Origin of the sequence: Vibrio sp. STUT-A16 (assembly GCF_026000495.1) — a bacterium.
Lineage (GTDB): Bacteria > Pseudomonadota > Gammaproteobacteria > Enterobacterales > Vibrionaceae > Vibrio > Vibrio diabolicus.
This window is the reverse complement of sequence record NZ_AP026765.1, coordinates 300,380-312,105: the sequence shown is the minus strand read 5'-3', so window position 1 is coordinate 312,105 and position 11,726 is coordinate 300,380. Positions and strand designations below refer to the sequence as shown.

General features: G+C 45.8%; 9 protein-coding genes. 3 read left to right on the top strand and 6 right to left on the bottom strand.

Annotated elements, in window-relative coordinates:
* Positions 1-5 precede the first annotated feature (5 nt).
* The 3 genes from OO778_RS01480 to crp all read left to right on the top strand — a co-directional run bounded on the left by OO778_RS01480 (position 6) and on the right by crp (position 2,085).
* The gene (locus OO778_RS01480) at positions 6-218 is read left to right on the top strand and encodes a YheU family protein (protein WP_048626696.1); all 213 of its coding nucleotides are present in this window, start codon (positions 6-8) and stop codon (positions 216-218) included.
* A gap of 124 nt (positions 219-342) precedes the next feature.
* On the top strand, positions 343-1,212 hold the full coding sequence (locus OO778_RS01475) for a phosphoribulokinase (protein ID WP_005397679.1): 870 nt from the start codon (positions 343-345) through the stop codon (positions 1,210-1,212).
* Between the two features lie 240 nt (positions 1,213-1,452).
* Entirely contained in the window at positions 1,453-2,085 is a 633-nt protein-coding gene (gene crp, locus OO778_RS01470; protein WP_005381432.1) for a cAMP-activated global transcriptional regulator CRP, read from the top strand.
* Positions 2,086-2,230: 145 nt separating this feature from the next.
* On the opposite strand, the gene OO778_RS01465 is transcribed toward crp, so the two are convergent.
* The 6 genes from OO778_RS01465 to OO778_RS01440 form a co-directional block, all read right to left on the bottom strand.
* Positions 2,231-3,022, bottom strand: coding sequence for a DUF1338 domain-containing protein (locus tag OO778_RS01465; RefSeq protein ID WP_264910614.1), 792 nt, complete (start codon positions 3,020-3,022; stop codon positions 2,231-2,233).
* A gap of 249 nt (positions 3,023-3,271) precedes the next feature.
* Positions 3,272-4,729, bottom strand: a complete 1,458-nt coding sequence (gene astD / locus OO778_RS01460; RefSeq protein ID WP_085344616.1) for a succinylglutamate-semialdehyde dehydrogenase — start codon at positions 4,727-4,729, stop codon at positions 3,272-3,274.
* A gap of 28 nt (positions 4,730-4,757) precedes the next feature.
* On the bottom strand, positions 4,758-5,777 hold the full coding sequence (gene astA, locus OO778_RS01455; protein WP_258459454.1) for an arginine N-succinyltransferase: 1,020 nt from the start codon (positions 5,775-5,777) through the stop codon (positions 4,758-4,760).
* A 109-nt stretch (positions 5,778-5,886) separates the two neighbouring features.
* Positions 5,887-7,098, bottom strand: a complete 1,212-nt coding sequence (locus tag OO778_RS01450) for an aspartate aminotransferase family protein (RefSeq protein ID WP_005397689.1) — start codon at positions 7,096-7,098, stop codon at positions 5,887-5,889.
* A 361-nt stretch (positions 7,099-7,459) separates the two neighbouring features.
* Positions 7,460-8,047: an aminodeoxychorismate/anthranilate synthase component II gene (locus OO778_RS01445; protein WP_005397690.1), complete on the bottom strand. Its 588-nt coding sequence runs from the start codon at positions 8,045-8,047 to the stop codon at positions 7,460-7,462.
* Positions 8,048-8,222: 175 nt separating this feature from the next.
* On the bottom strand, positions 8,223-11,177 hold the full coding sequence (locus tag OO778_RS01440) for an ExeM/NucH family extracellular endonuclease (RefSeq protein WP_264910610.1): 2,955 nt from the start codon (positions 11,175-11,177) through the stop codon (positions 8,223-8,225).
* Positions 11,178-11,726: the final 549 nt, after the last annotated feature.

The following is an 11,726-nucleotide window of genomic DNA, read 5'->3' as shown; positions in this document are numbered from 1 at the left end:
TATTTATGATCATTCCATGGCAAGACATTGCGCCAGAAACATTGGAAAACTTAATTCGTGAATTCGTCTTACGTGAAGGCACGGATTACGGAACCGTCGAGATTTCTTTGCAAGACAAAGTGGATCAAGTAAAAACTCAATTAGAAAAAGGCGAAGCGGTTATCGTGTTCTCTGAACTGCACGAAACCGTCGATATTCAGGTAAAAACAAAATTTTAGACCCTTCACATTTTACCGTACCCCACTCAATGACAAGGCATTGTTACGTGCTATAGTGGGTTATCGACCGTGCAGTAGCAGCCTACTGCACATTACAGGTAAGTAATTTTCGACAAGGTTTGTCATGTCAGCTAAACACCCAATTATTGCGGTTACTGGTTCATCCGGTGCCGGCACGACCACTACATCTGAAGCCTTCCGTAAGATGTTCAATATGATGAACGTTAAACCCGCATGGGTTGAAGGCGACAGCTTCCATCGCTTTACTCGCCCTGAAATGGATATAGAAATCCGTAAAGCGCGCGAGCAAGGTCGACACATTAGCTACTTTGGCCCTCAAGCTAATGACTTTCCAGGATTGGAAGAGTTTTTCCGTAAATATGGTCACGATGGCGCAGGCAGCGTACGTCGCTACCTACACACCTTTGACGAGGCCGTACCTTATAATCAAATGCCTGGAACCTTCACACCGTGGCAGGACTTACCGGAGAACAGTGACGTTCTCTTCTATGAAGGCTTGCACGGCGGTGTTGTGGATGGCGATGTTAATGTCGCGCAGCATGTGGATTTCTTGATTGGTATGGTACCAATCGTAAACTTAGAGTGGATCCAAAAGTTTGTGCGTGATACTCGTGACCGCGGTCATTCACGAGAAGCAGTAATGGATTCTATCGTGCGCTCGATGGACGATTATCTTAACTACATCACTCCGCAATTTTCTCGCACTCATATTAACTTTCAGCGCGTCCCAACGGTCGATACCTCTAACCCACTTAACGCGAAAGGTATCCCAAGCCTGGATGAGAGCTTTGTCGTAATTCGCTTGCGTGGGATAAAGAAAGTCGACTTCCCATATCTCCTAGCTATGATTGATGGCTCATTCATGTCACGCCACAACACGATTGTCGTGCCAGGCGGTAAGATGAGCTTTGCAATGGAGCTCATAGTGCGGCCTATCCTACAACAGCTCATCGAAACAGGGAAAATTGGCTAAAAACCTGCCTGCGAAGATGTTTACTTTTCATACCGTGATCATGTGCACAGTTTTGCTTACAAAATCTCAATCATGGCACGATTAAAATCAAGAAATCGTTTTCGAAAAAGGATACTATTTCTTACCGAAACACAAGAGAGCTTGCAGCATATAAAAAGTGCTCTTATTCTAGTAGGCCTAATTCAGGCTTAGCTAAAATATGGATAGCGCAAGCGTACCCTGCAGAGGAAGTGAGATATTATGGTTCTAGGTAAACCTCAAACCGACCCAACATTAGAGTGGTTTCTTTCACACTGTCATATTCATAAGTACCCTTCAAAGAGCACGCTAATTCACGCGGGCGAAAAGGCAGAAACTTTGTACTACATCGTTAAAGGTTCTGTTGCGGTTCTTATCAAAGACGAAGAAGGTAAGGAGATGATCCTTTCTTACCTAAACCAAGGAGACTTTATTGGTGAACTTGGTCTATTCGAGGAAGACCAAGAGCGCACAGCTTGGGTTCGTGCTAAATCTCCTTGTGAAGTTGCTGAAATTTCTTTCAAGAAATTCCGTCAGCTTATCCAAGTAAACCCAGACATCCTAATGCGCCTTTCTGCGCAGATGGCTCGTCGTCTTCAAGTAACTAGCCAAAAAGTGGGTGACCTGGCGTTCCTAGACGTAACTGGTCGTATCGCTCAGACGCTTCTGAACCTTGCAAAACAACCAGACGCAATGACTCACCCAGACGGCATGCAAATCAAGATCACTCGTCAAGAAATCGGTCAAATCGTTGGCTGTTCTCGTGAGACAGTAGGTCGTATCTTGAAAATGTTAGAAGAGCAGAACTTAATCTCTGCGCACGGTAAAACTATCGTGGTTTACGGTACTCGTTAATCTCAAACCAGAGTGACGCGAACAAAATTATAAAAGCCACCAATGGCGACATTGGTGGCTTTTTATTTGTCTTGTAACCACATTGAGCTCAGAGCAACAAAAGACTAATGAGCAAGTTGGTTAGTCGAAAGGTTCACCCTAAAAGTTAGCCATTCGTACTTTCAAAGATTTTGTCCGCTGAAGCCGCCACAAAACCTGGGTACAGCTCACCATTTTCCATCGGGTAGCGCTTAGCAAACTCGTAAAAGCCACCAGGGATAATTTCAGTGCCTTCGCTAAAGCGAACCGCCACTTTATCCGCCATGGTCGATGATTGTTCTAGTAGCACCTCGGGAGTGCCCTTCACTTCCCCGCCGTTTTCATTGATGGTAAATCCGGCCGTGCGTAAGTGATCGTTTACTTGCTTCACTTCTTCGTATTCATTGAGCTGGTTAACGCTCACCGTGAAGTGGTTTGCGCCGTAACCATGCGCAGCCAACCAAGATGCATATTCACTTTCTTTAGCCAACGTTTGGTAGTCAGCAAAGCTTAAATCCCACAAGCGTCCACCATGTAAGAATGCGCTATCGTTCAGCTTGCCTGCATCGACTTGTGTCACCAGCTTTTTCACAATCTCTTGCAGCTCAGGTGAACACTCCTCAACTTTTAGCTCACTAATAAAGACTTTCGGTTGCTTCGGATCAGGGTGTTCATAGTGCTTAGCAACCAGCTTTTTACTTTCGAAAACGTAGTCACCACATGCCTGGTAGCCAATGGCTACAAATGGTTTAGCTAAGGTTTCGATACCAAGAGGCGCAATATTGAAGGTACGTAAAGCTATATGATCATTAATCAGAGGCTCATCTTCTTGAAGCAGCTGATGTACTTTCGCAGCAGAGGGGCAAAGACGTTGAATGTAATCTTGCCATAGCGATTCAAATAACACATCGGGCGTCATAACGACTCCTTGTTACGAGATGTAGAGTTAAAAGGTAAGCGGAAGTTGACTGCTCGTTCACAACGAAAAGTTGTCCAGAATAATGAACGAGCAGCCATCAACCTGTGACGGTAAATGCCAGTCAGTCAACACGCTTTTCCGAGTCTTTGCTCACTTTCCGTGTTCTGCCAACGATCACTACAACCCATACCTAAATGATTCGCCGGCAAGGTGAGCCGCAATACATGGTTGCGACTCTGTTATTAAAACTTATAGCGCCACACCTGGGCTTAATGTTGCAGGCAAGATAGTCTCTTGACCTTCCATTGATGCCATCGGGTACGCACAGTAGTCTGCTGCGTAATAAGCGCTTGGACGTAGGTTACCTGACGCACCAGGGCCACCAAATGGCGCATCACCACTTGCACCTGTGAGCTGGCGGTTACGGTTCACGATCCCTGCACGAATATGGTCAACGAAGTATTCCCATTCTTGATCGTCTGTTGATACAAGACCTGCCGACAGACCAAAGCGCGTGTCGTTCGCCAGTTCTACGGCTTTTTCTAGCCCTTCGTAACGCACCACTTGCAGAAGTGGACCGAAGTACTCTTCATCTGGTAGCTCAGCAATGTTCGTTACATCAATAATGCCCGGAGAAACAAACGCCGCCTCTCCTGCTTTAGCTTCAATCAAGCTTTCACCACCAAGTGATTGAAGGTTCGCTTGTGCATCTAGAATGAACTTGGCTGCGGCAACGGAGATTTGCGGCCCCATAAATGGCGCAGGCTCTGCAAATGGTTGGTCTACGCGAATATTGAGTGTCGCCTCGACGAGCTTGGTGATAAGCGCATCGCCTTTCTCACCCAATGGCACGTACAAACGACGAGCACACGTACAACGTTGACCAGCACTGATAAACGCTGACTGGATGATGGTGTACACCGTGGCATCCAAATCACCGTATTTATCAGAGATCACCATCGGGTTATTACCACCCATTTCTAGTGCTAACATCTTGCCTGGTTGACCCGCAAATTGACGGTGCAATACATGCCCTGTGTTCGCGCTGCCCGTGAACAGTACGCCATCAATGCCTTTTGCGTCAGCAAGCGCAATACCGGTTTCTTTCGCACCTTGGACAAGGTTGATCACACCTTTCGGCAGACCTGCCTCTTCCCAAAGTTTCATGGCTAGCTCGCCAGTCCAAGGCGTTTGCTCGGATGGCTTGAACACAACGGTGTTACCCGCTAGTAACGCAGGCACAATGTGACCATTTGGTAGGTGACCAGGGAAGTTATATGGCCCAAATACCGCCATCACGCCCAGTGGGCGATGACGCAACACAATTTGGTTGCCCGCCGCTTCACGGCTCGCTTCACCGGTGCGGTCATGGTAAGCACGAATAGAGATTGCAATTTTACCTGCCATTGCCGCTGCTTCAGTGCGCGTTTCCCAAATTGGCTTACCAGTTTCTTTGGCAATGACTTCGGCGATTTTCTCGCTGTTCTCTTTTACTTTCTCAGCAAAAGCCAACACGATCGCTTCACGCTCTGCAAATGGGCGTTTTTTCCAGTCAATAAACGCTTCACGCGCTGCAGATACCGCTTGATTCACCTGCTCTGCCGTTGCACCGTTGCCTTGCCAGATCACTTCTTGGTTGTAAGGTGACAGAGACGTAAATGCTTCACCCTGACCTTGTACCCATTCACCTGCAATCCAATGTGTCATTGTTTCTATCCTTAAATTCTATCGTCTGTTACTGCGGAAGAAGGCGAACAAAATCCCCTTCCTCAACCAAAAGTGCATCCGCAACGTCTGGTGCGATCATGACGCTTTGTGTTTCAGGGTCATACGCCGCTTTGGTGACTGCTGCGCGGAAGTTTTCGAACGATGAGTTGCACATCAAGAAGTCTTGCGTACTGCTATGTTGTGCAATTTTCACTTGCGCACGGAACGAGTGACGTACCGATTCAATATTGCGTAAGTCACATTCAACGGTTGGACCCGCATCGAAAATATCCACGTAGCCACGGTTAGTGAAGCCTTCACGCTCAAGCAGCTTTAATGCTGGGCGAGTATTGTCATGTACTTGACCAATCACGACTTGCGCTTCTGGACTCAACAGGTTGATGTAAATAGGCAGCTTCGGCATTAAGTCAGCAATAAAGCCTTTCTTGCCGATACCTGTGAGGTAATCCGCAAGCGTGAAATCGATGGAGAAGAAATGCTCTTGTAACCATTGCCAGAACGGCGAGTTGCCTTCGTCGTCTGAAACACCACGCATCTCCGCAAAGATCGTTTCAGAGAAACGCTCTGGGTGCTCAGCCATCATGAGGAAACGACACTTCGACATTAGACGACCATTCAGACCTTGGCGGAATTTCTCACGCAAGAACAAGGTACAAATTTCGCTGTTACCCGTGTAGTTATTACCAAAAGTAAGCAGTTTGACGACATTATTGACGCCAAGCTTTGGTGACGAGTGCACCACTTTACTAATGTGATACGAGTAAAATGGGACATCCCAGCCGATAGATGCTTCGATTCCGGTGGTACCCGCAACCTCACCCGTTTCAGAGTCAAAGCCGACCATCAGGTAGCCTTCATCACCTGGTTCTGCCACATCTGGCTTACCAAAGCTGTACTCTGAGTGTTTGATTCGATTGGTTAACAGTTCTTCGTTAACCGGTAGAGATGTAAATCCGTGACCAGACTCCACCGCACAAGTGTGCAGCGCGTCATAATCCGACATCGCGATAGGGCGAACTACTAGCATCAATACTCCCTCCAGATGCAAGAAGATCCTAACTATATTGTAGGAACAATTCCCCCATCAGAGATCCTTGACGGGGGTGTCTGCGTTGACGTTGAAACTGATATCGCGCTTAAACTAAAGTCGCGATCGCTTTATCCAGTTTCGCCAAGCCTTCTTCAATTTCTTGTTGTGTAATAACGAGTGATGGTGTGAAACGTACGACATTGGCACCCGCAACCAATACCATGAGACCTTGTTTGCCTGCAGCGACGAGAACATCACGTGCGCGGCCTTGCCATTCTTCATTTAGTGCAGCGCCAAGCAATAGGCCTTGACCACGAACTTCTGAGAAGATGTTGTACTTAGCATTGATCTTCTCTAGACCTTCGCGGAACATCGCTTCGCGTTCTAGCACACCAGCCAACACTTCAGGCTTAGTAACTTCGTTCACAACTGCTTCTGCTACAGCACACGCGAGTGGGTTACCGCCGTATGTTGAACCGTGCGTACCGACTTTCATGTGCTCTGCTAATTTTGCAGTAGTCAGCATTGCACCGATTGGGAAACCGCCACCGAGTGATTTCGCGGTGCTTAGAATATCAGGTGTAATACCTAAACCTTGGTAAGCGTAGAAGTTACCTGTACGACCATTACCGGTTTGCACTTCATCGAAGATCAGTAGCGCGTTGTGTTTGTCACACAGCTCACGTACTGCTTGAGCAAACTCAGGCGTTGGTGGCACGATACCGCCTTCACCTTGTAGCGGCTCCATCATCACCGCACATGTGCGATCAGACATGTGTGCCTGTAGTGCTTCGATATCATTGTAAGGTAAGTGGGTAACGTCACCAGGCTTAGGACCAAAACCGTCAGAGTAAGCCGCTTGACCACCAACCGTTACGGTAAAGAACGTACGACCGTGGAAACCTTGTTTGAATGCGATGATTTCTGATTTCTCAGCGCCATGTACGTCAGCAGCGTAACGACGTGCCAGCTTAAGTGCCGCTTCGTTCGCTTCTGCGCCAGAGTTAGCAAAGAATACGCGCTCAGCAAAGCTCACTTCTGTTAGCTTTTTCGCCAGACGAAGTGCTGGTTCGTTCGTCATCACGTTACTTAAGTGCCAAAGCTTGTTAGCTTGCTCTGTTAATGCGTTTACCATTACTGGATGACAATGGCCAAGACAGCTCACTGCAATACCACCAGCAAAGTCGATATATTCATTACCTTCCTGATCCCAAACACGTGAACCTTCACCTTTAACAGGGATCATTTCCATCGGGTTATAGCAAGGTACCATTACCTCATCGAATAAACCGCGCTCTACTTTAATTTCCGTTGTCATTGCACATTCCTTCTTGATACCGCATGCGTAGCAGATAAGCGAATTTAACCGGCTCTCTTTGCCAGCAAATAATGTTTTGCATTTAAGCTATTGCGGCATTGTATTTACATTTAATTAACCATTTCAATAGTGATTTATTCTTTTCGTTCTCGAAAGCAACTTCCATTAATCACTGCTTATGACTATTTATGCATCAAGAAAGTAAAATAGAGAAGAGATTTTTTATAAATGTTATGTAATACAGGGGATAGAAGGTTTAAAAAGACATGAATAGACAAAGAGGCCAGAATGAACCGCATAGTTTTGCAATCCACTCACCTCGGCAAAAAGATGAATGATTTGTTAAGAAAAGTGATCGCGATCAGATAGCTTTACGTGCTAAAAAGTTCGCGAGCAACTCGTGACCTTGCTCTGTTTTGATCGATTCTGGGTGAAACTGCACTGCGTCAATTGGTAGGGTTTTATGTTGGTAACCCATGATTTCGTCCATACTTCCATCCGGCAGCTCAGTCCATGCGGTCAGTTCAAACACATCGGGTAACGTACCGTTTTTCACCACGAGAGAGTGATAACGGGTTACGGTGAGTGGGTTATTCAGGTTTTTAAACACACTGCGACCATTGTGACGAATAGGTGACGTTTTCCCATGCATCACTTGTCGAGCGCGCACAACTTCCCCACCAAACACTTGCGCTATCGCTTGATGACCAAGGCAAACACCCAATATTGGAAGCTTACCAGCGAAGTATTCGATAGCTTGTAGAGAGATACCTGCCTCGTTTGGCGTACACGGTCCAGGTGAGATCACCAAGTGAGTTGGGTTCAACGCTTCAATCCCTTGAATGTCGATTTCATCGTTACGCACGACTTTTACACTAGCGCCAAGCTCGCAAAAGTATTGGTAGAGGTTGTAAGTGAAAGAATCGTAGTTATCGATGATCAACAACATAGAGTGTCAGCTGCTCCAATCCGTTTAGGCAAGACTTAAGAGATGATTGTCTGGTTTGCGACAATTAAGGGCGGTATTTTGCAACACCAAACTAGAAAGGCAAGTCTTTGTGCAATAAAAAGGCCAGCATCGGCTGGCCTTTGGTCTTTACAGCTGTATTTTAGGAGATAAAGGCTTAGTTGCGGCGACGTAGTAAGCCAAGTCCAAGCATCGCGAGTAGCGCGCCAAAACCAAACGAACCACCATCTGAATCCTTCGAACCTTCTGCACCCGTTTCAGTTTGCGTCATTGAGACATCACGAACAGAGCTAAACTTAACGACGTTGCCTGTCGAGTCTGTCACTTTCTCTTCTAACTGGTAATTACCTTGTTCTGGCGCTTGTTCAAACTCAATATTCACGCTGCGTGCGTCAATGTCAGTTTGAGTCAAGGTTTGGCTAGCCGAGTAAACTTTTGCATCACTGCTTGTCGAGGCCGCTTGTGTGGATGCTGTTAAGTTCACTGTCACAATATCGCCCGCAACCGCAGTTGGTGGTAGACGTACATCAATAGCTAAGTTTTCACCCGCTTTCGGTAAATCGATATCATCATCTGGCAAATCAATAGCAATAATCACTGGATCATGATCAGACGCTGAGAACGCATCTTTGTACTTCGGCATGTCACCCGTGTATTTGCTGCCGTATTCAAACAAGTTACTTTCTAGGGAGTTGATGTGCCAATCTTCAATCGCCACCACTTTTTGCGCTAAACTGCTGCTTGCCAATGCATGGTCCAAGTTCCCCAACTCACCTGAATAGGTGTACGAGAACGTATCAGTGCCATGCAGCAAGGTGTTTAAATTGTGTAGGCCATAGCCTTTTTCAATCTTGGTTTTCTCTACTTGAAGCTCACCGCCACCAATGGTTGTGTAAGCGGCAGTGTAGATATCACGGCCGTATTTCTCTTTTGAGTAATCAGTGAGGGTAAGTAACGGATCTTCTTTGCCGTAAGCGTTCAAATCGCCCATGACGAGCACATCGCCATCAATATCTTTCAGCGCTTCACCAACGACTTTCGCAGCAGAAACACGGAAGTTGTTGCAGTTACCTTGCAGATCCGCGGGTTCTGAGTCTTCTACACCAGCAATCCACTCTTCAATACATTCAGAACCTTTCGATTTAAAGTGGTTCACGACCACTGAAAGATCTTCGCCAGTCTCTTTCACTGTAAAGGTCTGTAATAAGCTATGGCGTTGATATTTGTCGTAAGCAGGGTTACTTTCTGTGCCCTCTTTACGAGTAATTGTGTTTTCTGCAATGTGCTGCTCTGGCGTGATGATCACTTTTGCAGCGTCTTTTGGCGTTACTGCGTTAGCACGATATAAAATCGCCACCATGATCGCATCACTGCCAAAGTATTCCTCTTGGTATTTGTCTTGCTCTTCGATTTCGACATACGTGTAATGATCTTCCACGTCATCAATCTCAGCGTTTAAAGCATCAACCAAGTTTTGGATAGCACTGCCATCACCAAAGCCGTTGTTTTCCACTTCCATCAAGCCAATGATGTCCGCGTCCATCTTATTCATCGCTGAAACGATTTTCGCTTGCTGGATCAAGAACTCATCAAGGTTTGTCGCGCCACGATTTTGCCCGGTTGGGTTGTCGTGCCCGCTGTCAGCAACCGAAGTGAAGTAGTTAAGAACGTTGAAGCTCGCTACTCGTAAATCAGAATCTGCAATGGCTGGCGCCGCTTTACGCGCAACGTCAAAGTCATCACCTGACGTGACAAAGTTGCTGCTATCAACTTCATTGGTCGCAATTAGGCGGTACTCGTTATAGCTGTAATTCACTACACCTTGCAGGCCTTCGACGCGAGAGCCTAGGCGAATGTGCTGCTCTGAAGAGCCATTTTGGTCAAGATCTTGTGCAAACGTTGGGAAATATGGGATTTGACCATTTGGCGCTTTGCTATCTGATTCCAAGTAAATACGGTTGGCCGCATTCTCTTTGGCAAGGGTAACCGCAGCGTCACTCTCTGCTGCATGCAATTGAGTCGGCTTAAACAACGGTGCTTCATGAGACAACATCATGTTGTTGCGTCGAGAGTCATAATCGTAAGAAAAGTTACGAGTAACGAAAAGTTCGCTAGCCGAGCTGAGCTCAACTTGCATACCTTCATGACGCTCTAGTGCATCACGTAGTGTTTCCCCTTCCTTAATCGTTAACGGAGTAACCAAAGAGGCGTTTGATGTGCCTGTTTTTACATAACTGTTTGCATCAGAAGAAAGCTGAGTGTTGCTGTAGTACTCTTGTACTTTCCCTTTCACACAAACAACATCACCAGCTTTCAGCTCTGTATCTGCAACATCGGTGTGAATAAACAAACCTTCAGATGTCTTGTCGTTGCCATCATTCTCAAGTGCTTGCAGGTAGAAGCCTTTAGTTAAGCCTGTTGTTACAGCACTGACCACACCAGTTACGAAGTGATCTTCGGTCGTGATGTAAGGGTAGCCATCAATAAATGGAGAAGAAGCACCTTCACCTTGAATCTCTTGGATGGTGGTAAAGGCTGGTTCTTGTCCATCTACTTCACAAGCAAATGGCGCAGGTGGCTCAGTTGTATTTAATTCCCCTAAACCATCAATATTATCTTTGGCTAAGGCTGTCCACTGAGTGGATTGGTAGGTAGTTGAAGGTGTAAGCGCATCACTGTTACGAACTAACGTGGTGTCTTTAGCGAAATCCACGTCCCCCATCACACCTAATATATCGTGCACTTCCCCATCTTTAAGAAGTGCCAACGGATCGTCGCCATTAAAGTTCGCTACATTTTTATCAGTGTAATCCGCAACCGCCTTTATTGCTTCGCTCGCATCGCCATGAGCAAGCACATACACTTGCTTCGCTTGTAACGTTACGTCACTAAGATCAAGAGTGCTGCCCCACGAGCCGCCACCATTCGAAGATTTTGCTAATTCATAGCCTGTGAGTGTCACCGCAGTATCACCTGTATTGGCGATCTCGACCGCTTTATTATAAGCGCCGCCTTCCACATACTGGGAAATAATAATCTCTGCGTTCGCGTTTGCGCTAAGTGCACTGGCGATGGTTAGTGCGAGTATTGAGGGTTTGATTAACGTGTCCATTGTCATACCTGATATTTATGTAAATGCAAACTTAGCTCTGATCAGAGCCTACCATTTGCGTCTACTATCAGGTTTATTTATGAAATAAATAAGAATGAGCAATTAAAGCCGTGAAATGAATCACATGTGAATGTAAGAAAATATGCCAGAACATCCCATTCAAACATTTTTTGTAATAAATACAGAACGCTATTGATAAACAAATCAAAATTTAGATTAATTACTCAGTTTATTTTTTCACTTCATGTTAAGGAGTAGAAAATACATCGCTCGTGAAGTGGCTTATTAACCAAGCTCACTTTGTTATAAATGAAAATATAATTAATCACTAATTTAGAAAGCTTTGATTTTCATTTTTATAGCCATGTTTAAACTTAAGTCACCAATTATTCGCTCGGCTTTTCTTACGCATGACCCTCATACTTCAAAATTTTCATCATTTGCTCAATAACTTCTCCTTATTCACTAGCCAAATTCATACACAAAAGATATAACTCCTGCGCGAGACATTAAGATCTCATTAGCTGTAAACTCAGGAACGATAAATGA

What these genes read in the sequence shown, in the direction of transcription:
- OO778_RS01480 (WP_048626696.1), top strand. Translation starts at nt 6, where the DNA reads ATGATCATTCCATGGCAAGACATTGCGCCAGAAACATTGGAAAACTTA.
- OO778_RS01475 (WP_005397679.1), top strand. Translation starts at nt 343, where the DNA reads ATGTCAGCTAAACACCCAATTATTGCGGTTACTGGTTCATCCGGTGCC.
- crp (WP_005381432.1), top strand. Translation starts at nt 1,453, where the DNA reads ATGGTTCTAGGTAAACCTCAAACCGACCCAACATTAGAGTGGTTTCTT.
- OO778_RS01465 (WP_264910614.1), bottom strand. Translation starts at nt 3,022, where the DNA reads ATGACGCCCGATGTGTTATTTGAATCGCTATGGCAAGATTACATTCAA.
- astD (WP_085344616.1), bottom strand. Translation starts at nt 4,729, where the DNA reads ATGACACATTGGATTGCAGGTGAATGGGTACAAGGTCAGGGTGAAGCA.
- astA (WP_258459454.1), bottom strand. Translation starts at nt 5,777, where the DNA reads ATGCTAGTAGTTCGCCCTATCGCGATGTCGGATTATGACGCGCTGCAC.
- OO778_RS01450 (WP_005397689.1), bottom strand. Translation starts at nt 7,098, where the DNA reads ATGACAACGGAAATTAAAGTAGAGCGCGGTTTATTCGATGAGGTAATG.
- OO778_RS01445 (WP_005397690.1), bottom strand. Translation starts at nt 8,047, where the DNA reads ATGTTGTTGATCATCGATAACTACGATTCTTTCACTTACAACCTCTAC.
- OO778_RS01440 (WP_264910610.1), bottom strand. Translation starts at nt 11,177, where the DNA reads ATGGACACGTTAATCAAACCCTCAATACTCGCACTAACCATCGCCAGT.